General features: G+C 36.9%; 21 protein-coding genes. All 21 read left to right on the top strand.

The features are described 5' to 3' along the window. Window positions 1–2 precede the first annotated feature (2 nt). The 21 genes from BLV86_RS10850 to BLV86_RS10755 all read left to right on the top strand — a co-directional run bounded on the left by BLV86_RS10850 (window position 3) and on the right by BLV86_RS10755 (window position 20877). The gene (locus BLV86_RS10850) at window positions 3–839 is read left to right on the top strand and encodes a LicD family protein (protein WP_090817133.1); all 837 of its coding nucleotides are present in this window, start codon (window positions 3–5) and stop codon (window positions 837–839) included. After that, on the top strand, window positions 839–1555 hold the full coding sequence (locus BLV86_RS10845; protein WP_090817131.1) for an IspD/TarI family cytidylyltransferase: 717 nt from the start codon (window positions 839–841) through the stop codon (window positions 1553–1555). The genes BLV86_RS10850 and BLV86_RS10845 overlap by 1 nt, the downstream gene beginning before the upstream one ends. A 9-nt stretch (window positions 1556–1564) precedes the next feature. After that, a complete protein-coding gene (locus BLV86_RS10840; RefSeq protein ID WP_090817128.1) occupies window positions 1565–2614 on the top strand; it encodes an NAD-dependent epimerase/dehydratase family protein in 1050 nt (349 codons plus the stop codon). A 13-nt stretch (window positions 2615–2627) separates the two neighbouring features. Next, window positions 2628–3581: a capsular polysaccharide synthesis protein gene (locus BLV86_RS10835; RefSeq protein ID WP_090817126.1), complete on the top strand. Its 954-nt coding sequence runs from the start codon at window positions 2628–2630 to the stop codon at window positions 3579–3581. An 8-nt stretch (window positions 3582–3589) separates the two neighbouring features. Next, window positions 3590–4648, top strand: a complete 1059-nt coding sequence (locus tag BLV86_RS10830; RefSeq protein ID WP_090817123.1) for a glycosyltransferase family 2 protein — start codon at window positions 3590–3592, stop codon at window positions 4646–4648. Further along, on the top strand, window positions 4620–5768 hold the full coding sequence (locus tag BLV86_RS10825) for a hypothetical protein (RefSeq protein WP_090817120.1): 1149 nt from the start codon (window positions 4620–4622) through the stop codon (window positions 5766–5768). Before BLV86_RS10830 ends, BLV86_RS10825 begins: the two co-directional genes overlap by 29 nt. Before the next feature lie 43 nt (window positions 5769–5811). Continuing rightward, on the top strand, window positions 5812–6810 hold the full coding sequence (locus BLV86_RS10820) for a glycosyltransferase (RefSeq protein WP_090817117.1): 999 nt from the start codon (window positions 5812–5814) through the stop codon (window positions 6808–6810). 23 nt (window positions 6811–6833) lie between these two features. Beyond that, complete coding sequence (locus BLV86_RS10815; protein WP_090817114.1) at window positions 6834–7697, top strand: alpha-1,2-fucosyltransferase; 864 nt, start codon at window positions 6834–6836, stop codon at window positions 7695–7697. Window positions 7698–7705: 8 nt separating this feature from the next. After that, window positions 7706–9238, top strand: coding sequence for a lipopolysaccharide biosynthesis protein (locus BLV86_RS10810; protein ID WP_090817110.1), 1533 nt, complete (start codon window positions 7706–7708; stop codon window positions 9236–9238). An 864-nt stretch (window positions 9239–10102) separates the two neighbouring features. Next, window positions 10103–10357, top strand: coding sequence for a hypothetical protein (locus BLV86_RS10805; protein WP_139297910.1), 255 nt, complete (start codon window positions 10103–10105; stop codon window positions 10355–10357). An 18-nt stretch (window positions 10358–10375) separates the two neighbouring features. Then, the gene (locus tag BLV86_RS10800; protein WP_090817106.1) at window positions 10376–10828 is read left to right on the top strand and encodes a hypothetical protein; all 453 of its coding nucleotides are present in this window, start codon (window positions 10376–10378) and stop codon (window positions 10826–10828) included. 11 nt (window positions 10829–10839) lie between these two features. Beyond that, window positions 10840–11718: an AraC family transcriptional regulator gene (locus BLV86_RS10795; protein WP_090817103.1), complete on the top strand. Its 879-nt coding sequence runs from the start codon at window positions 10840–10842 to the stop codon at window positions 11716–11718. A gap of 191 nt (window positions 11719–11909) precedes the next feature. Continuing rightward, complete coding sequence (locus BLV86_RS10790) at window positions 11910–13616, top strand: IS1634 family transposase (RefSeq protein ID WP_090817100.1); 1707 nt, start codon at window positions 11910–11912, stop codon at window positions 13614–13616. A 5-nt stretch (window positions 13617–13621) separates the two neighbouring features. Next, window positions 13622–13864 (top strand): hypothetical protein, encoded by a 243-nt coding sequence (locus BLV86_RS10785; RefSeq protein ID WP_090817097.1) that lies wholly within the window; start codon window positions 13622–13624, stop codon window positions 13862–13864. A 208-nt stretch (window positions 13865–14072) separates the two neighbouring features. Next, window positions 14073–15161, top strand: a complete 1089-nt coding sequence (gmd, locus tag BLV86_RS18105) for a GDP-mannose 4,6-dehydratase (protein ID WP_090817094.1) — start codon at window positions 14073–14075, stop codon at window positions 15159–15161. A 63-nt stretch (window positions 15162–15224) separates the two neighbouring features. Beyond that, on the top strand, window positions 15225–16166 hold the full coding sequence (locus BLV86_RS18100) for a GDP-L-fucose synthase family protein (RefSeq protein WP_090817251.1): 942 nt from the start codon (window positions 15225–15227) through the stop codon (window positions 16164–16166). A 288-nt stretch (window positions 16167–16454) separates the two neighbouring features. Continuing rightward, on the top strand, window positions 16455–17777 hold the full coding sequence (locus BLV86_RS10770; protein ID WP_090817091.1) for a sugar phosphate nucleotidyltransferase: 1323 nt from the start codon (window positions 16455–16457) through the stop codon (window positions 17775–17777). Beyond that, entirely contained in the window at window positions 17746–18927 is a 1182-nt protein-coding gene (manA, locus tag BLV86_RS10765) for a mannose-6-phosphate isomerase, class I (protein ID WP_242873288.1), read from the top strand. Before BLV86_RS10770 ends, manA begins: the two co-directional genes overlap by 32 nt. A gap of 17 nt (window positions 18928–18944) precedes the next feature. Then, window positions 18945–19082: a hypothetical protein gene (locus BLV86_RS17845; protein ID WP_175456514.1), complete on the top strand. Its 138-nt coding sequence runs from the start codon at window positions 18945–18947 to the stop codon at window positions 19080–19082. 64 nt (window positions 19083–19146) lie between these two features. Further along, entirely contained in the window at window positions 19147–19758 is a 612-nt protein-coding gene (locus tag BLV86_RS10760) for a recombinase family protein (RefSeq protein WP_090817088.1), read from the top strand. A gap of 183 nt (window positions 19759–19941) precedes the next feature. Next, window positions 19942–20877 (top strand): acyltransferase family protein, encoded by a 936-nt coding sequence (locus BLV86_RS10755; protein ID WP_175456513.1) that lies wholly within the window; start codon window positions 19942–19944, stop codon window positions 20875–20877. Window positions 20878–20944 lie beyond the last annotated feature (67 nt).

Below are 20944 nucleotides of genomic sequence, written 5' to 3'. Positions count from 1 at the left end.
AAATGAATGACAATAAAAGAGTACAGGAACTAACTATATTTACATTAAAAACATTTATAGATTATTGTGAAAAATACAATCTGCGTTACTATTTTACGGGAGGCGCATTAATTGGCGTGCTGAGACACAAAGGCTTTATCCCATGGGATGATGACATAGATGTTGGAATGCCACGTAAAGATTTTGACAGGTTTCATGAGTTACTTAAGAAAGACATGCCGGAAGGGTTTGGTATATGCAATAGATATACAGATTCAAACTGGCATTTTGCAATGAGTCAGTTTATTGATCTGGAATCCGAAATAGAGATACATCTTGCGGAAAAGCCGAGAAAGGCTCACATTTGGATTGATGTTTTTCCTTTGGACGGGCTGCCAAATAACAAAATTTTAAGATGGCTGAGAGTTAAAAATATACTTCTTCATAGATATTTGGTCCAGATTGCTAATATTAGCATTCAAGTAGATGCCAATCGTAGCAGACCCAGAATGGAGAAGATGATACTGGATTTTTGTAAAGTGATTCCGATATCCAAACTGATAAATACAAATAAAACCATAGATAAATTGGAAAAGATCCTAAGGAAATCTGATTTTTATAAATCAGAATGGTGTGGTAATATGCTTGGACGTTACAGAGAGCGAGAAGTTGTAAAAAGAGAGTGGTTTGGTACTCCGGTGAAGGGAATTTTTGAGGGAATTCAAGTGGATATTCCTGAAAAAAGTGATGCTATTCAAAGGTCTCTATACGGAGACTATATGAAATTACCACCTGAAAAAGATAGAGTTGCTCATAATGTAACTATTCTTAAGTGCAGAAATATATGGGAGAACAAATAATGACAGTAGCGATTATTATAGCTGGTGGATCGGGACACAGAATGGGACAGGATATCCCAAAACAATTTATAAATGTATATGACAAGCCTGTTCTGATTTACACATTAGAGGGATTTCAGCGACATCCTCAGATAGATGCAATAGAAGTAGTTTGCATTGATGGATGGCATGATATTCTCTGGGCTTATGCTAAACAGTTTAATATTGATAAATTGAAGTGGGTAGTATCCGGTGGTAATACCGGTCAGGAATCTATAAGAAATGGTGTATATAATTTGGAAGGTAAAGTATCCGATGATGATGTGATCATAATTCATGATGGTATCAGACCGCTTGTTGATGAGACCGTTCTTACAGATGTAATTATGAAAGCTAAGAAATATGGAAATGCAGTAACATCGCTTCCTTACAATGAGCAAATATTTGTTGTAGACGATGAAATAAGTACTGTGAAATATATACCGCGAGAAACTCTTCGTCGTGTGTCTACGCCTCAGGCATATAAGTTTGGAAAGCTTAATTGGGCATACCATGAGGCATATGAGAAGGAAATCGGCATCTATGGTTCGGCCTATACCAATACAATGATGGTTGAGCTTGGAGAGAGGCTATATTTTGCTGCAGGATCGGATAAGAATATAAAGCTTACGACGAAAGATGACCTGGAAATGTTTAAAGCATATTTGAAGTCAGACAAGGATAATTGGTTGAAGTAGGTGAACGCCATGAATTTATATGAAAATGAGCTTTATATAAAAGATCTTGATTATGTAGCCGGCCTTGATTTGCCTTGGGATAAGTTAAATGGAAAGAGTGTATTGATTTCAGGTGCAACCGGATTGGTAGGTTCATTTCTTGTTGACGTATTGATGCAGAAAAATGAAGGTGGACTAAATTGTACAGTATATGCACTTAGCCGAAATGCGGAGAAGGCAGCAGATAAGTTCTCAAAATGGAATGAAAATAAACTACTTAAATTCATACCATATGATATTAATAAACCTTTTATATGGGATGACTTTAGCACCATAGATTATGTGCTTCACATGGCATCAAATACTCACCCGATGCAGTATTCAACTGACCCGATTGGTACAATCACAACCAATATTATAGGTGTCCAGAATATGCTTGATTTTGCAGTGGAACATCATGCAACACGATTTGCATTTACAAGCTCAAATGAAATATATGGAGAAAACCGTGGAGATGTTGAACTGTTTGATGAAGATTATTGTGGATACATAAACTCGAACACGATGCGTGCCGGATATCCTGAAAGCAAGAGATGCGGTGAAGCATTATGTCAGGCATATAAAGCTCAAAAGAATCTTGATGTGGTAATTCCACGACTTACACGCTCATATGGTCCGACAATGCTTATGAGCGATACAAAGGCAATCAGCCAATTTATAAGAAAAGGTATTGCCGAAGAAGATATTGTATTAAAGTCTGCAGGAACACAATATTACAGTTACACTTATGTTGCTGATGCTGTAAGTGGATTACTTTATGTGTTACTAAAAGGCGAAAATGGTGAAGCTTATAACATTGCTGATGAAAAGTCGGATATTATGTTAAAAGATCTTGCTGCAATAATAGCTGATATAGCCGAAAAAAAAGTTGTATTCGAACTACCGGATGAGGTTGAAGCGGCGGGATATAGCAAAGCGACAAAGGCGAGACTTGATGGCAGTAAACTTAAAAAGCTTGGATGGCAAGCTAGGTACGATATACAAAGTGGTATGAGAAGAACTATAGAGATGCTCAAGTAGGAGAAAACAATATATGGGACTCAAAGAAACATTTGAGAAACAAGGTGGAATGAATCTGATTAAACAGTATGCGAGGGCAGGTGTACTTGGTACAGCAATAGGTGAGTTTTTATTGTTGGGAAAATCAAGAATAGCGCTTGAAATTCTTAGGTTATCTACTCAGCTTAAGACAAAACAGAAGCTGGAAAAAAAATACAGATATGTTTTGGAAGGATTTGATCGAAAATATGATGATTCTCTACCACATGAGTCCAGTAAGAAAGTTTGGATTTGTTGGTTTCAGGGAATGGAACAAGCTCCTGAACTTGTGAAAAAGTGTTATGAGTCCATTAACGTAAACTTATCAGATAGGGAGATTATCCTTATTACATCTGAAAACATGAAGCAATATGTCCAGTTTCCAGAGTATATTATGAATAAATGGAAATCTGGCGTAATAACAAATACGCATCTTACTGATTTGTTAAGGTTAGAACTATTAATAAAATACGGAGGGCTGTGGTTGGACGCAACTGTTTTCTGTAGTGAACAGGAATGCGATATTCCAGAATATTTCTTTAATTCAGAACTGTTTTTTTATCAGAGTCTAAAACCTGGGAGAGATGGTAAATCAACATATATTTCATCATGGCTTATGAGTGCAAAGACTAACAATAAAGTACTAATGGCAACAAGAGAATTGTGTTATGAGTATTGGAAGCGGGAAAAACAAATGCTTGATTATTTTTTGCTTCATGACTTTTTTTCAATTGTACTTGATAGATATCCGGAAGAGTGGAAGAAAGTAGTACCTAGAGATAATGCAACTCCTCATATTTTATTACTAAGATTATTTGATTTATATGATGGTGACAATTGGAAAGCTATAAAGGGACAAACTCCATTTCATAAGTTAAGTTACAAGTTTAATAAAATAGAAGAACAAAAACAGGACACATTTTATAAGACTGTAATTCTAAAATACTAAATAATAAAATGAACAAAATATTATTATCGATAATAATTCCTATATATAATACTCCTAAAGATAAACTTGAAAGATGCAAGAGTTCAGTGGATCGGCTTATTATGAATTCTGATTTTAAAGTGGAGTGTATTTTTGTTGACGATGGATCTGATGAATATGTAGAAGAGTGGTTTAGAACTTCAAATTTACAAACTTCATACAGTTTTATAAAAAAGGAGAATGGTGGCGCAAGTTCAGCGAGAAATGTTGGCATTGAAAAAGCCAAAGGCGAACGTATTATGTTTGTAGATGCTGATGATGAAATAATACCGGATAAGATAGAGTCAATTCTTCAAAAGGATTTCGATGCAGATATTATTATTTCTGATTTGATATATAAAAAGGGTGATGATTATTCAGTGTGGAAATTGCATCCATACAATAAAAGTGATATTTCAATGGAAAATGTATTGGACAAATTATCACAAAATGGAAAATTGAATGGACCGGTATGCAAAATGATAAATTATAATTATCTTATTAATTCTGGAGCAGTATTTCCGGAAAATATGATCGTTGGTGAAGACGCTGTGTTTTTTTATAGATTATTAAGAAATAAACCTATAATTCAGTATTTTCCCGAATCAACCTATATTTACCATTCTGAATTAACATCCTCTAAAAATCGATTGCATATGTATGCGGATGGTATTTTAAATGATTATAAGACCATGTATGTGGAATTCTTAATGCTTTTGAAGTCATTGAGAATAGATGATAAAACAGGCAATATGTTGATAAAGAATAAAACGGAGTACTACATTAAACAAATCTTTGATTTTTTGCTTGATTCAGTATCATATCATTTATGTTCTAAGAATATCAAGGAAAAGATTAAAGAAAGAGTAGATTTGCCTTTGAATTATAGTCCTTTTATAATAAGAAAATGCAATATATTAACAAGGATGGAGTACTTTTATATAAAAAATAATAGCAATACGATAACTATTATTTTAAATATATTTCGAAAAATATATTTAAGGTGTAAAAAGGTGTATCATGAGAACAATAAGAAGCAAGATTTTTAGGAGTGCTTTTGCTATTTACTACATTGGTTTGTTAGTTTCTGTTACAATGATGCCATTTAGTGATCAATTAAGAAAAATCTGCATGGCGATTTCTTTTTTATTGTATTTATTATTGATAGTTATCAATCTTTACAATTCAGGAAGAGTGAAAAAGAATAGAATATTAATTATTCTAATTATAGCATTATTTTCTTGTGTTTCTTTTTTTGTGCGAGATTTTTTTCTCCTTATGATATGTACAATGGGTTTGGCCTCGAGATATGTTACAGATAGGGATATAGATAAGATTTTTAAGTTGGCGATTAAATTGACTATTGGAGTTTCGATAATAGCCGTATTTGGGTGTGTTGTGGGGATTGTGCCGAATATTAATACACCTAGAGGATGGGAGACAGCTGATAGATACGCATGGGGGTTTAATCATAGTCAAACCCCTACGCTTCTGTTTTATTATGTGTTATTGTACTACTATTGTATTCAAAAAAGAGTAAATTTTTTCTCTGCCGTGGTATTCTGTATAATCTCGATGTGCTTGGGTAAAATATTTGATGCGCGAAATGCCGTACTCTCAACATTGCTTTTTTTTAGTTTAGTAGGAATATACTACTTTAATAGGATTATGAGGTTGGCATGGTCTGAAAAATGGCCTTCACAGATGACAAAACTGGCCCCAATCATAATGTCAATCAGCACTTTTGTATCAATTTTTCTTTACAATAAAGGGAAGATTGTGGCTTTTTGCCTTGATAAGTTCTTGTCGGGTAGAATTAGGATTTCTGCCCTTAATCTTCAATCAGTACCGATTAAGATACTAAATTTTGTATCATATACTAATTATGAGGAAATGTTGGTAAGTACCGTTGATAATGGGTATTTATATATAGTTTTAAGATATGGCTTGGTTTTTATGCTTTTTGTGTTCGTTTTAATCGGCCAAATTGTAAAGTATTACAAAAAAAATAAAAATAGTGTTGCGTGTTTAGCTTTATTATCAGCATGTGTATCAGCTGTAATTTCTAACCCTTTTACAGGCTGTTATTATTTACCGTTTTGGATGATTGGGATTATAAGTCTTATGAGAAATATAGAAAGGTACCATAATCAATTCGGTACAAGTTGAGATTTTTTGTCTGAGTGTTTGTTGTAAAAGGAAGGGAAGGACCTTGGAAAAAAAAGAGCTTATAAGTGTGATAGTACCTATTTATAATATGGAAGAATACCTGGATGATTGTATACAGTCTCTTATTCATCAAACGTATCAACCATTAGAGATTATTCTCGTGGACGATGGTTCTTCAGATAATTCAGGTAAAATGTGTGATTATTATGCTGGAAAATATGATAACATAAAAGCTTTTCATAAAGAAAATAAAGGTGTATCTTCTGCTAGGAATTATGGTATTAGCATTGCAAAGGGAAAATATATTGGATTTATTGACCCAGATGATTATGTTGATGTGCATATGTACGAGATTTTATATTCATTGCTAAAAAAGTACGAAGTTTCAGTTGCATGTGCAAGGTACGATCTGGTTGGAGAAGATCCGGGATATAAATTGCCAGTAGATAATGGAAAAGATGAATTAGTGTCAGCTCATGATTTAATAAAGACTCAAATTTTGGGAATCGATTGCTTGGATAGGTTTTGTACATACTCTGTATGGGATAAGTTATATTCTAAAGATGTTATAAAAGATTCTTGGTTTCCTGAAAAAGTACATTATGCAGAAGATGCCTTGTTTAATATAGAGGTCATTTTAAAAGCTAATAATGTGGCTTATATTAATAAAACACTTTATCATTACAGAATTATCAGGAAAAAAAACGAAAGGATTATTGAAAAAAAAATCAAAGATAAAATTCATTCAGAAGAGATACAAAAAAAGGTTTTGATTGATTCAGAAATGGAAGACCTTGTAAAGCTGAAAAAGATGAAAATCTATGATGATTTGGTTAGAATTTATTTATTTAAAGCTTGTCCCAATATAAATTCGTTCATCCTGGAAACAATTCGCGATAATAAAGTATCATGTAGAGAAATGATGAGAAGTGACTACTCGGTGTCTCGTAGATTCAAATTATTAACAATTCGTTTACTGTTTGAATTTTTCGCCCATTTTATATGTAAGAGTTCAGAGAATGTAAAAAATACTGCTAAATAATAAAAGTTTTGGAGTTAAGTAATATGGAAAAGAGTTTAATTGTGGCTTTTGCTGGCGGTCTAGGAAATCAGATGTTCCAATACGCTTTATATAGAAGATTGAAAAAAGATGGAAGACAGGTGAAGTGCGTTATTACCAATGATAGTGATGGTCCAATGCCTTTTAGTTTGGATATATTTCCGTCGGTATCTATTGATGTTGTTGAATCAAGTTTATTTTATGAAAGAAAGAAAGAATATGAAAATCGAAGTTTCTTAAAAAAAGTAATAGGTAAAATAATGCCCTGGAAGAAGGAGTTTTATTTTGAGAACGAAAACAAAGTATTTGATAATAATCCTTTCAAAATGGAAAAAGGCATAATATATGGCTATTTTCAAGGAGTTAATTATGTTGATCCAATAAGAGATGAATTACTAGAGGCTTTCAGATTTCCTGAAGGTGAAAGAAAACTAATTGATTTAATAAGAACATTGCCTCCGGATGCCGTATCAATACATATTAGAAGAGGAGATTATCTTGAACTGTCAAATAAATTTGGCGGGATATGTACAAAAAGGTATTATGAGAAAGCAATGGATTACATGAAAAAATTAGGATATGAAAATTTTGTTTTTTTTAGCAATGATATTTCATGGGTAAAAGATAATTTCAAGTTGAAAAATGCTATCTACATAGAAAAAACAATGTTTGAAGAATATCAAGATTGGTATGATATGAGCATTATGAGTAGGTGCAGTCATAATATTATTGCAAACAGTACTTTTAGCTGGTGGGGAGCATGGCTTAACAACAACCCTGACAAAGTGGTTATTTCTCCCCCTTACTTTGACAATGAGCATAAAAACAAGCAAATGGTTGAAAAAGATTGGATTATAATATCAGGGTAGATATTTAAATGAGAATTGAAAATACTTTAAAAAATAGCGGATACGCTATTGTATCATACATATTACTATCAGTTTTATCGCTGGTTGTTAGGAAAGTTTTTCTTGAAACTTTATCGATTGACTTACTTGGATATGAGGGCTTATTTGGAAATATATTCTCGTTACTTGCTTTGGCGGATTTGGGTTTGGATAATATAATTCTATATAAACTATTTCCTGCCTACACAAATAACGATAAAGAAGAAATAAATATAATTATGAGTGTTTATAAAACACTATATATATACGTGGGCCTTGCTGTGTTGGTTGTGGGAATTATGATCACACCAATACTGAAATTTATTATTCCTGATAATAATTTAGAGTGGAAATATGTTTATCTTATATATTTTGTTCAGTTGGCGATTACATTGTGTACATATTTTCTTGCATATAAGAGACTATTGTTTTCGGTATATCAAAATGAATATGTCTGCACAAGGATTGATACGTGTGTTCATGTCGTATCAAACATTGTAAGAGTTACCACTTTGTTTTTGTTTCGGAGCTATCTAATTTATTTATTCTGCAATTTCTTTTCAAATCTGATTAGTAATATAATTATATCCTATGAGGCAAATAAGAAATTTAGTTATATAGATTGGGGGAAAAAAGCAAATAAAAAAGAAATTCAGTCTATAGGAATAGGTAAGGATATTAAGAATAATATTATTCAAAAAGTATGTATTACAGTGTATGGTGGAACTGATAATATTGTTATATCTGCATTGTTGGGAATAGGCCAAGTTGGATTACTTGCTAACTATACAATGATTCAAGGTTATATAACCACATTTATGTTGAAGTTATTAAAACCTTTTCAGGCTTCGATAGGGAATTATATATATGACAAACCCTTGGAGGAGGGTTATCCATTATTTAAAATGTTCGATTTTGTGAGTTTCAATATAGCGTGTATTATTGCAACTTGCTATTTGACAATCTTTAATCCATTTATAAATATTTGGCTTGGTAATCAATACTGTTTGAGTATGGGTTTTGTATTAGCTTTCTCTATAAATCAATATATACTTTGGAATCATCAGTTTTTGACTTATTACAGATATTCCTTTGGCAAATATGAATTAGATAGAATACCTGCATTGATAGCTGCTGTGTTAAATGTTGTATTATCTGTTATTTTAGCTAAACCATTTGGGATGGCAGGTATTATGATTGGTACTTCTGTTGGTCATTTGGGATTATGGTTTGGAAGGGTTAGGGTAGTCTTTTCACAGTATATATTTGAAAAAAAGGAGCAAGTGAATTATTGCCTAACTCAGGCTAAAAGAATTTTGTTGTTCGTGTGCGAACTTGGTTTTGTTTTTTTTACAGATAAAAAGATCCCAGAATCTTTCGTGGGGATAATTATGCGAGTTATATTAGGTTGTATTGTCCCGTTGATAATAAATTTTGTTATTTTTTGGAAAACTGAAGAAATAAAATACATTATATATTATTTAAATAAAATATTAAAAGTGGTTAGAAACAAAAATAATTAAATATGATTATGTTTTAAAAAGCTAAACTATAAAATGTAGTGACTGTTTTTGCAAGACTATATATTTTAGAGAAAAGTATTATATATAATTACAACCAATGACTTTAATGCTTTTTGATATCCGGTTTTATTAATCGAGGAAAGTTCTTTTTTAAATGTGGAAGATATCCACACTGGCTTGATACATAAAAGTTTGTGCGTAAGGGTGACAGGTACCTTTAGGAAATGATGACATTAATCTTAAGAAATAGTTGGTGTGGCAGTGGACCAAAATACATTGTGAATTTCCTGAAGGATTAACTCGCGAATAAAAAATATCGAAAAAACCACGGATTTCCGCCAAAAAGTCTGGATTTTTGGTGTGAATGAATATTCTCGTGCGGCGGAGCCGCCTGTCCGGCAGAGACAGAGCCAATCTTCCGGTAGTGTAGAGCCAGTAGTTTTATGCCGCGAAAGGCTCTTGATATGAGTAACACATGATAGGATATTTGCCACGGCAATAGAGCTAAAAGCGCCTATCTGCCTCATTGCCGGACAATCATGTGTGATAGAGACTCATGTCAAGAACACCGTGGAATAAACTACTGGCGGGTGGCTCTCAAATATCGGAATGGTGGCTCTCAAACTCCGGACAGGTGGCTCAACCAGCCCCGGATTATTCATGTGAACTTCCAAAACTTTTGTGCAACTAGCGATGGATTGTAAACAACCAAACGGTCAAAACACCTTGAAAATACTGGAGCGTATGGGATGAAAAGATATACACGTCAGTACAAGAACGGATAAAGAAAAGATGTGATAAGAATAAAAAGCACATTTTAAAATATGAAAATGAGCTGTGGATGAAACATGTAATAGGAAAACTATGATGATTGTGGATAGCAAATATATGACAGAACAGTATGAAAAAGATATTTATAATTATGTTAAGAAAAAAGGCATCACGGATATTCATTCTATTGCTGATAAACTTAAATTGGAAGAAATCATTGTTTTGAAGCATGTTAATGATTTACAAAAGAAAGGATATTTGATGATTTCGGCTGTTCTTCCTTTAATTAACCAAGATATAAAAAATAGCCCTTACTATAGTTGTACAAGTAAGGTATACAATGATTAAGATGGGAGGTAAGCATAGATGGAACATCATGATATTGATCCATATACATTGCCGAGGGATAAAAAAGCATTATATATAAATGAACCGTGGTTGGTGGACAAGACTTTGTTGGAGCTTCCGATGCATCCGGAACCGGAAGAAGAAAAGGATAATTTAAGGGTGTATATTCCACTTGATATAAACAAAGAAGCAATACTTAGAAGACTGGACAGGCTTATTGTGCAGTATGGAGAAGCCAATGAAGAAAATGAATTAGAGTTCTCGATTGATGTTGACAGGTTGGTTTCTCAGGTGGAAATTTATGACCAGATTTGGAGTATTCGACATATGCCGGAAGAGGGGAAGCACAGTACAGAGGCGGTAGAACTTGTTAAGGAGTTCGTTGAAAGACTCGGGGATATTCCGGATGGCTGTGCAGAGTGTTTTCCATTCGACACTATAGATGAGTTGTCAAGGGAGTATCTTGATTAGAGGTGATTTGAATGATTGAGCTTTTTGCATCAAATCCGCCCTTGGTTGTTGATTCTAATCGAGTATTATACACAGCCAGCCCCTTTGCCAGAAGTTCGCTGTTTCATCTGCAGGAAATTGGTGAGCTTAAGGCATTGCATCAGCATCAATCTTCCCGTTCCAACTTACAATCTTTTCTGTTTTTTACGGTTATCTCCGGTTCCGGAGTGTTGATTTATGAAGGACATAAGTATGAGTTAAAACCATCGGATTGTGTCTTTATTGATTGTGAAAAATCATACATTCATCAAACGGATGAGAATGAGTTATGGACGCTTCGCTGGATACACTTTTATGGGCCGGCGTTGCCATCTATCTATCAGAAGTATTGTGAACGTGGGGGACGTCCGGTTTTTCAGCCCTCTTCAGATGATAAGTTGAAAGCTATCATGGAAGAACATCTTGCTTTAATGAATATAGCGAAGTCAGATGATTACATGCGGGATATGTTGATAAACCAGTACTTATCTGCGCTCATGACCCTTATCATGTCTGAGTCCTGGCATCCGGAAGATCAGGAAGAGATGCCTAAGAAGAGGTCAGTGCTTTTACCCATCAAGGAGTATCTGGATACCAACTATGCTCTAAAGATTTCTTTGGATGATTTGGCTGAACGGTTCTTTATTAACAAATTCTATTTATCAAAATCATTCAAAGAGCAGTACGGAGTTAGTGTGAACAACTATTTATTGTCCGTCCGTATTACAAAAGCAAAACAGCTTCTCAGGTTTTCTGATAAGCCTATAGAACAGATTGGATTAGAGTGTGGCCTGGGTCAGGCACATTATTTCAGTTCGAAATTTAAGGAAATAGAAGGCGTTCCGCCAAGTGTATATCGAGAGCAGTGGTGAGCTACTGCTCTCGAGTATATTTTTTATAAATGTGAATTTCCCGTAGGATTAATGTGAATTTCCCGTAGGATTAACTCGCGGCTAAAAAAATATCGAAAAAACCACGGATTTACGCCAAAAAACCTGGATTTTTGGGCGAATCCGTGGTAGAATTATAGAGAGTTAAATAACGCTCTACAGAGGAGGCCGATATGTTCTTAAAAGAGCTTGTTCCGATACCAAAAGATGAGAAGGGGATTTCGAAGAAAACCATCGATGGTATAACTTACGTTTATTACACATACGAAAGACACTATGACCCTAAGAAGAAATATACAGTCGGTAGTCTGACGTCCATAGGTAAGTGCGAAAGCCGCGATAGCGACATGATGTATCCCAATACAAACTATCTTAAGTACTTTCCGGATGCAGAAGTTCCGGAAACCAAGAACATATCTGAGCGAAGCGGCGTATTAAAGGTTGGACCGTATCTGGCAATAAAGAAGGTGGCTGAAGATTACCATCTCGATGATATGCTGGCCGATATCATAGGTGAAGATGCCGGTCTCTTCATTGACCTGGCAGCATACAGCATCATCGCTGAGAACAACGCAAATCAGTATTATCCTGATTATGCTTTTGACCATCCTTTGTTTACCAAAGCGATGAGGATATACAGTGATTCGAAAGTGAGCGATTTCATCAACAGTATCAGCCAGTCACAGGCAGTCGAGTTTCAGAACCAGTGGAACCTGCAGCATGATCACCGACAGAAGATTTATATCTCTTATGATTCAACTAACAAGAACTGCGAGGCTGGAGACATTGATCTGGTTGAGTACGGTCATGCAAAAGATGATCAGGGGAAACCAATAATAAATTATGCCGTAGCTTACGATTGTGATAATTCGATACCTCTGTTTTATGAAGATTATCCGGGAAGTATTACCGATGTTGCCCAGCTTCAGTTTATGCTTGAAAAAGCAAAAGGTTATGGTTATGAAAATGTAGGATTCATCCTTGACCGTGGATATTTCAGTGAAGAGAACATCCACTACATGGACAAGTGCGGATATCAGTTCGTGATAATGGTCAAAGGGATGAAGAAGTTTGTAAATGAACTGATTTTGTCAAGAAAAGGCATGTTCGAAAACAGAAGGGAAAACAGTATCAGGGAGTATCAGGTGAGTGGCATAACTGTGAAGAGAAAGCTGTATGCTTCAGATACGAAAGACCGTTACTTCCATATTTTCTACAGCGACCGAAAGAAAACTGCAGAAAGAGAGAACTTTGAAGAGCGAATAGATAAACTGGCTGCATTCCTGAAGAAGCATGAACATGAAAAGATACAGCTCGGTAAGGAACTGGAAAAATACTTTGATCTTATATACAGCAAAAAGGGAGAGCCAGATGAAAAGTTCATGTTCGCCAAAGAAAAGTATGAAGAGATCAACAAAGTGATAGACCTCTGCGGGTACTTCGCGATTATCACATCTGAGAAAATGACCGCAAAGGAAGCGCTGGAATTGTATAAAGGCAGAGATGTTTCGGAGAAGCTTTTCCGTCAGGACAAGTCCTATATGGGAGACAGGAGCTTCAGGGTACACTCTACGGAATCTATACATGCAAAGATTTTCATAGAATTTGTGGCGTTAATCATCAGAAACAAGCTTTATAGGATGCTGAAGGACTACAAGATAGAAACTGAAAGCAAGCAGAATTATTTCTCGGTTCCGGCTGCGATAAGAGAACTCAGCAAGGTAGAAATGATAAGGCAGGCTGATGGTAACTACAGACTTGACCATGCGGTAACAGCCACATGTAAAACATTGTTCAAGGCATTTGGAATCAACGATGCAAAGATCAAATCCGGTGTCAGAGAGATCACCGCACGTTTAAAATACTCTGAGGAGGCATAAAGAAAATGAAACGAGGAAGGAAACCGGCATCATCGATAGACGAACGAGTTGAGAAACAGAAACTGATCGTGCTTAAGGATAAAGAAAAGATGGACAAGGACATAGCGATCCTTGACGATCTGATGAAAAAGCAGGAGGAGCTCCGAAACAAGAAGCTCCTCAGCGCTATAACTAAGAGTAATAAGAGTTTTGAGGATATAATGGCTTTCTTAACAGAAAATACGGATGGGGAAAGCGAGGAGAGTTAAAAGGGCAGGAAATTCACAATAAAAATCATCAAAACAAAAAGCCAAGATTTTGTAAGTGGAAGCCAAGATTTTGAATTCGAATTTATGATGACTTCGCTTATAATACGCATATTATAAAGAATCTCAGCATGGATGGTCAAAGATTATCTATGCTCGGATTAAGTAAATATATTACAAAGAGTATTAGTCCCAGGAAGGAATTGATAGCATGAAGAAAGCATTGATAACCGGAGTGACCGGACAGGACGGATCATATCTGTCAGAATTTTTGATTGATAAGGGCTATGATGTCCATGGCATAATTCGTAGATCCTCTGTGGATTTCAGAGAGCGTATTGCACATCTTGAAGGTCATCCACAGTTCCATCTGCATTTCGGAGATCTATCTGATACAAGTTCTCTTGTAAAGGTTATCGGGATGGTAAGACCTGATGAGATATATAACCTTGCAGCTCAGAGCCATGTGCAGGTAAGCTTTGATTCTCCTGAGTTCACAGCGGATATCGATGCTACAGGAGTGTTGAGAGTACTGGAAGCCGTTAGAATCACAGGATTGGCAAGTACTTGTCGTATCTACCAGGCTTCGACCTCAGAGCTTTACGGCAAGGTTGAAGAGGTACCTCAGAACGAGAATACTCCGTTCCATCCATATTCACCATACGCTGTAGCAAAGCAGTATGGTTTCTGGATCACAAAGGAGTATCGTGAGGCATACAACATGTTTTGCTGTTCCGGTATCCTTTTCAATCATGAGTCCGAGAGACGTGGCGAGACGTTTGTTACAAGAAAGATAACTCTTGCAGCATCTCGTATTGCTCAGGGCAAGCAGGATAAGCTCTATCTTGGAAATCTTGATTCTCTTCGTGACTGGGGATATGCAAAGGATTACGTTGAGTGTATGTGGCTGATCCTCCAGAACGATAAACCGGAAGATTTCGTAATTGCGACCGGTGTACAGCACAGTGTACGTGAGTTCACACAGCTTGCATTCCATCATGCCGGTATCGAGCTTGAGTTCACAGGTTCAGGCATGGATGAGAAGGGTATTGATAAGGCAACCGGAAAGGTACTAGTTGAGGTATCTCCGGATTTCTATAGACCGACTGATGTAGTTAACCTTTGGGGTGATCCTTCTAAGGCAAAGAGAGAACTTGGATGGAATCCTACTAAGACAAGCTTTGAGGAGCTTGTTAAAATCATGGTTGACTATGATATGAAGAAGGTTGCTGTTGAGAGAGCTGAAGAGCATATTAGGACCAACCTCGCAGAGTACCTTGAGAAGGGTGTTGTTAAGTAAATAGATTTGAAAGAAGGTAAAATCGTTATGATGCCTGAACAGTATAGAGCCAAACAGGCTCCTATGGCTAAGGATGCAAAGATTTATGTCGCAGGTCATCGCGGCATGGTGGGTTCTGCTATCGTAAGAGAGTTACAGAGACAGGGCTATACAAACATTATTACAAGAACACATAAAGAACTTGATCTGACCAGACAGGACCAGGTTGAAGCATTCTTTGAGGCTGAGAAACCGGAGTACGTGTTCCTTGCGGCTGCTAAGGTTGGCGGTATTATCGCAAATCAGGAGCATTTGGCTGATTTTATGTATGAAAACATGATACTTGAGATGAACGTGGTTCATTCAGCATGGCAGAACGGATGCAAGAAATTGGAGTTCCTCGGTTCATCCTGCATTTATCCTCGCATGGCGCCTCAGCCTATGCCGGAGTCGTGTCTCTTGACATCTGAGCTTGAGAAGACTAATGAGGCGTATGCTCTTGCCAAGATTTCCGGACTTAAGTATTGCGAGTTTTTAAACAAGCAGTATGGTACAGATTACATTTCTGTAATGCCTACAAATCTTTATGGACCGAATGACAACTATCATCCGACACACAGTCATGTTCTGCCGGCTCTGATCCGTCGTTTTCATGAAGCTAAGGTGAATGGTCTTACAGAAGTTACCTGTTGGGGGGATGGTTCACCGTTACGTGAGTTCCTGTATGTTGATGACCTTGCTAACCTTTGTGTATTCCTTATGAATAACTACAGTGGCGATGAGACTGTTAACGCAGGTACCGGTAAGGAACTGACAATTAAAGATCTTACTGAGCGTGTTGCAAAGATCATCGGTTACACAGGAGAAATCAAGTGGGATACGACCAAGCCTAACGGAACTCCGAGAAAGCTTCTTGATGTTAGTAAGAGCAAGGAAATGGGATGGGAGCCGAAGTACAGTCTTGATGAAGGTATCAGACTGTCTTATGAGGATTTCCTTAATAATCCGATGAGGGCAGAGAGATAAAATCGGTGTAATGTAAAAGGAATAGTTTGCCAGTGGCAACTATTATGCAATAGCTTACATATAGTGCTCCTGGTCTTTGAAAGCTCTAAATATCTAAGAAAAATATCGTAAGTCAATGGTTAATGGGCTGCTGTGAGGAAGAGATGACTTACAGTGGCTCGTTTTGTTTATTAATAAAGGAACTCAGTGGATGTACTTGTGAATTTCATTTGGGGTCATCAGAAGTATAACAAAAAAGTTCTTCACTGGAATCATGGCAACTGAGTGGTCAAAAAAGAGGTAATGTGTATGAATATAGTTCTTTTATCAGGTGGTTCAGGAAAGCGTTTGTGGCCACTGTCAAATGATGTTCGCTCTAAGCAGTTTATTAAGATATTCAAGGATGAAAAAAATGAGGGCGAGTATGTCTCTATGGCACAGAGAATGTACAACTCCATCAGGAAGATCGATACTGGTGCCAAGGTTACAGTGGCAACCTCCAAGAGCCAGGTGTCTGAAATTCATAATCAGTTGGGCGAAAACGTAGGTGTGTCCATCGAGCCTTGCAGAAGAGATACTTTTCCGGCTATCGCATTGGCAACAGCTTATCTTCATGACGTAGCAGGTGTGGGTGAGAATGAGGCAGTTGTTGTCTGTCCGGTGGATCCTTACGTTGAAGATGATTATTTTGCTGCTTTGAAGAAGTTGGCTGAACTTGCAGAGGAAGGAGCGGCTAATCTTACGCTTCTTGGTATGGAACCGACATATCCTTCTGAGAAGTATGGATATATCATTCCTGAAACTAAAGATACTGTGTCAAAGGTTGCGAGCTTTAAGGAGAAGCCTGATCTGGAGACGGCAAAAGAGTACCTGAAGCAAGGGGCGCTTTGGAATGGGGGAATATTTGCTTATAGGCTTGGCTATGTTCTCAAACGTGCACATGAGCTGATCAAATTTGATGATTATTATGATCTTTATCAACATTACGATGAGTGCACGAAGATCAGTTTCGACTACGCTGTCGTCGAGAAAGAGGCTGACATTCAGGTGCTCCGTTTCAATGGTCTCTGGAAGGATCTCGGAACATGGAATACCCTCACTGAAGCTATGAGCGAAAACATTGTCGGAAAAGGTGAGATGAATGAAACATGTGAAAACGTACACATTGTAAACGACCTTGATGTACCTGTTTTGGCAATGGGACTGAAGGATGTAGTTATATCAGCTTCTCCTGAAGGGATTCTGGTATCTGATAAAGCTCAGAGTTCTTACATAAAACCTTTTGTGGATAAGTACGAGCAGCCGATTATGTTTGCTGAGAAATCATGGGGATCATATTTGGTTCTCGATGTTGAAAAGGAATCCATGACAATCAAGGTGACTTTACATAAAGGCCACTCTATGAATTATCATAGTCACCAAAACAGGGATGAGGTGTGGACTATCATTTCCGGTAACGGAAGAACTGTGGTAGATGGTATGGTGCAGAATGTTAAAGCCGGAGATGTCGTTACCATGCAGGCAGGCTGCCGTCACACAATAATCGCCGATTCTGAGCTGCAGCTTATCGAAATCCAGCTTGGAAAGGAGATCAGCGTACATGACAAGAAGAAGTACAAGCTTGAGATCTGAGGATGTTGTGGTTTCTGATTGTGGTTGTGTGAGTGAGAGTAAAGGCACAGATAAGCTGAGAAATTCTGGTGAGAATAAAAGTGATGACAGGGAGAATAGCGTGATCAAAAAAGATAGCATGATCGACCGGAGAGGTATGGCAAATCAGGATAGCATTAGCTTTGGAAATAAGCCGTTCTTGCTATCACCGGCCGGTAAGGATTACATTTGGGGTGGTCAGCGTCTTAATGATGAATATGCAAAAGGGATAGATCTGACCCCTCTTGCAGAGACCTGGGAGTGTTCTACACATCCGGATGGACCAAGCGTCGTTGCATCCGGTGAATATGAAGGAATGACCCTGGCAGAGGTGCTTAAGTCTCATCCGGAGTTTCTGGGAACTCATCCGATATCGGTCATCGACGAAGGAATTCCGATTCTTGTAAAGTTTATTGATGCCAAGAATGATTTGTCAGTTCAGGTGCATCCCTCTGATCAGTACGCAAAAGAGCATGAAAATGGTCAGCTTGGTAAGACGGAAATGTGGTATGTGGTTGATGCTGAACCCGGTGCTGAACTCGTCTATGGGTTTAAGAATGAAGTGACGAAGGAGCAGGTTAGGTCTAGCATAGCTGACGGAAGCATTGAAAAATACATGCACACTGTTCCGGTTCATAAAGGCGATATGTTCTACATCGAAGCCGGAACGGTTCATGCCATCGGTGGGGGTATCCTGATCGCTGAAATTCAGGAGAGCAGTAACTTGACATACAGACTCTATGATTACAACCGTGTAGATAAAAACGGAAAACTCAGAGAACTTCATATCGAAAAAGCTCTTGATGTAATGAATTTAAGTTCATCTGCAGAACCACGTCAGCCTATGAGAAAACTGCAGTACAAACCGGGTAGTGCATATGAACTACTTAGCCGCTGTAAGTATTTTCAGGTTGAAAGAATGCTGATCAACACAGAACGGATCAAGACCATGGCTGAGTTCCAGAGCAGTGAGACGTCGTTTGAAGTGTTACTCTGTATCGATGGTTGCGGAGTGATGTTCGGTGAAGATGTCAGCATTAACATATTCAGAGGCGACTGCATCTTTGTTCCGGCGAATAGCGAGAAGCTGAAGATACATGGGAAGGCGGAGTTTTTGAGGATCTCTTGTTGATGTAAAGGGTGGATATTATGAATATAAAGGATGAATACAAGCGCTGGCTTGAAAAAGCTACCGCAGATCAGGATTTGATTCCTGAACTTGAGAAACTTGATGACGAACATTGGCGCATGACACCATTAAATCCGATTTTTAAACCGTCAGTCTAAGGATTGGCGGTTTTATTATGCTTATTTTTAAGATATAGACCTGAAGAAAAGGAGGTAATTGAACATGAGTAAAGAAACTATTTATGGCTACGCTAGAGTTTCAACAAGAGAGCAGAACGAGGATAGGCAGATTATTGCCTTGATGGAAATGGGAGTACCAGAGCAGAATATCTATCTGGACAAGTTGTCCGGTAAAAATTTTGAACGCCCACAGTACAAGAAGTTGTTGAGGAAGCTGAATAGTGATTCAGTTCTGTATATTAAGTCAATTGATAGGTTGGGACGTAGTTATCGAGATCTCAGCGAACAATGGCGTATCATAACAAAGGAAAAAGGTGCTGATGTTGTAGTTATTGATATGCCTATTCTGGACACAAGAAGAGAGAAGAATCTTCTGGGAACGTTTATAAGTGACTTGATACTTGCACTTTTGTCTTATGTAGCGGAAACGGAATACCGAACTATTCACCAGCGACAAGCGGAAGGTATTGCGGCGGCAAAAGCGAGGGGAGTTAAACTTGGTAGACCACCAAAGCCATTGCCAGATAATTTCCATGAAGTTTATCAGAAGTGGGAGGCAGGAAAAGTATCAACGGAAGAGGCGGCTAGGCGTGTAAATATGCCACCTTCCACCTATCGTTATAGAGCAAGCATATACAAGAATGCCACTTTATAGTGAGTGCATCTTCTCACAAGAAGGTGTACATTCTCGTGGAGTTAAATATAGGAGCTATTTTGAGGAACAAGAATTCTTGAAAATGCTGATTTATATGGCTTTTACTCAGTAAAAGTCTTATAATGAAAAATGTTGATTTTACATTTTATAGAAAACAAAAAAGTACACATTTTGGAGGCCTTAATGAAGGGGAAGAACATCAGTTATATAGATGCTTTAAAGGGCTTAGCAATCCTAGGAGTAACGATGGTGCATACAGGGGGGAGTGCATTACCAGGTGTATTTGGTAATATTGGTTCAAATGGTGGAAGAGGCGTGCAAATGTTTTTCATTATTTCTGCTATGCTTACATTTGAATCTCTTAGTAATTATTTTCCAGAACGAAAAGATGTTATAGTTTCGCAGATATTGAGATGGTATAAGAAAAAAGTATTGAGACTTATGCCTATGTATTATTTTGCAATAATTTGTAGCATGCTAACAAAATCATGGAGCACATATTGGCTTGGTAATGAAGGACATGTAACCGTTAAAAACATTATTGCGCATATATTCTTTATTCATGGATTTTTTCCACATTACACAGATAGTATTCTGGGGGTGGATTGGTATTTAGGTGTGCTCATAATTTTTATAATTATTTCTCCACTTTTATATAAATTTGTTGATTGTTTGGAGAAATCAATAGCTTTATTTATATTAGTTTATCTGGCTAATCCATGGCTGAATGCTAGACTTGCTAATGTAATTCCTGTTGATAATGATCCTGTTATTTACAACACATATATTTCGTCTTTCGGACCATTAACGCAGATACTTGTTTATACAATGGGAATTGTATTGTTTTTCTATGTTAAAAGAATCAATGAATCTGAAATTAAGCATAGGAAAGTATTGTCATATATAATCTTGATATTTGCAATTGTGCTGCTTTATGGACAGGTCAATGGAGCTCCGCAAATTTATAGGTTTTCCTACACAGAAATGTTTGGTTTGTTCTTTGTAATAGTCATAATAAGTCAGGCTATTCATAGTTCAAAAATAATTGATAATCCTTTTTTCAGATTGTTTGGTAAATATTCATATGGTATTGTAGACTTTGCAAAAAAGTTACACTAAACCATTAAATAGGGGATTTCTCCCCTATACTTCAAGGAACGTCAGAACCTCCTGCAGGCTCTTGTTA

Origin of the sequence: Oribacterium sp. KHPX15 (assembly GCF_900107835.1) — a bacterium.
Taxonomy (GTDB): domain Bacteria; phylum Bacillota; class Clostridia; order Lachnospirales; family Lachnospiraceae; genus Oribacterium.
The sequence above is the reverse complement of the archived record's forward strand: the minus strand, read 5'-3'. Positions and strand labels throughout refer to the sequence as shown.

Bases quoted from the DNA above. Each gene is read 5' to 3' on its own strand.
- BLV86_RS10785 (WP_090817097.1), top strand. From the start codon at position 13,622: ATGAAACGAGGAAGGAAACCGGCATCATCGATAGACGAACGAGTTGAG.
- gmd (WP_090817094.1), top strand. From the start codon at position 14,073: ATGAAGAAAGCATTGATAACCGGAGTGACCGGACAGGACGGATCATAT.
- BLV86_RS10840 (WP_090817128.1), top strand. From the start codon at position 1,565: ATGAATTTATATGAAAATGAGCTTTATATAAAAGATCTTGATTATGTA.
- BLV86_RS10760 (WP_090817088.1), top strand. From the start codon at position 19,147: ATGAGTAAAGAAACTATTTATGGCTACGCTAGAGTTTCAACAAGAGAG.
- BLV86_RS10835 (WP_090817126.1), top strand. From the start codon at position 2,628: ATGGGACTCAAAGAAACATTTGAGAAACAAGGTGGAATGAATCTGATT.
- BLV86_RS10770 (WP_090817091.1), top strand. From the start codon at position 16,455: ATGAATATAGTTCTTTTATCAGGTGGTTCAGGAAAGCGTTTGTGGCCA.
- BLV86_RS10755 (WP_175456513.1), top strand. From the start codon at position 19,942: ATGAAGGGGAAGAACATCAGTTATATAGATGCTTTAAAGGGCTTAGCA.
- BLV86_RS10850 (WP_090817133.1), top strand. From the start codon at position 3: ATGAATGACAATAAAAGAGTACAGGAACTAACTATATTTACATTAAAA.
- BLV86_RS18100 (WP_090817251.1), top strand. From the start codon at position 15,225: ATGGCTAAGGATGCAAAGATTTATGTCGCAGGTCATCGCGGCATGGTG.
- BLV86_RS10790 (WP_090817100.1), top strand. From the start codon at position 11,910: ATGTTCTTAAAAGAGCTTGTTCCGATACCAAAAGATGAGAAGGGGATT.
- BLV86_RS10810 (WP_090817110.1), top strand. From the start codon at position 7,706: ATGAGAATTGAAAATACTTTAAAAAATAGCGGATACGCTATTGTATCA.
- BLV86_RS10845 (WP_090817131.1), top strand. From the start codon at position 839: ATGACAGTAGCGATTATTATAGCTGGTGGATCGGGACACAGAATGGGA.
- BLV86_RS10800 (WP_090817106.1), top strand. From the start codon at position 10,376: ATGGAACATCATGATATTGATCCATATACATTGCCGAGGGATAAAAAA.
- BLV86_RS10830 (WP_090817123.1), top strand. From the start codon at position 3,590: ATGAACAAAATATTATTATCGATAATAATTCCTATATATAATACTCCT.
- manA (WP_242873288.1), top strand. From the start codon at position 17,746: ATGACAAGAAGAAGTACAAGCTTGAGATCTGAGGATGTTGTGGTTTCT.
- BLV86_RS10815 (WP_090817114.1), top strand. From the start codon at position 6,834: ATGGAAAAGAGTTTAATTGTGGCTTTTGCTGGCGGTCTAGGAAATCAG.
- BLV86_RS10825 (WP_090817120.1), top strand. From the start codon at position 4,620: ATGAGAACAATAAGAAGCAAGATTTTTAGGAGTGCTTTTGCTATTTAC.
- BLV86_RS10805 (WP_139297910.1), top strand. From the start codon at position 10,103: ATGATGATTGTGGATAGCAAATATATGACAGAACAGTATGAAAAAGAT.
- BLV86_RS17845 (WP_175456514.1), top strand. From the start codon at position 18,945: ATGAATATAAAGGATGAATACAAGCGCTGGCTTGAAAAAGCTACCGCA.
- BLV86_RS10795 (WP_090817103.1), top strand. From the start codon at position 10,840: ATGATTGAGCTTTTTGCATCAAATCCGCCCTTGGTTGTTGATTCTAAT.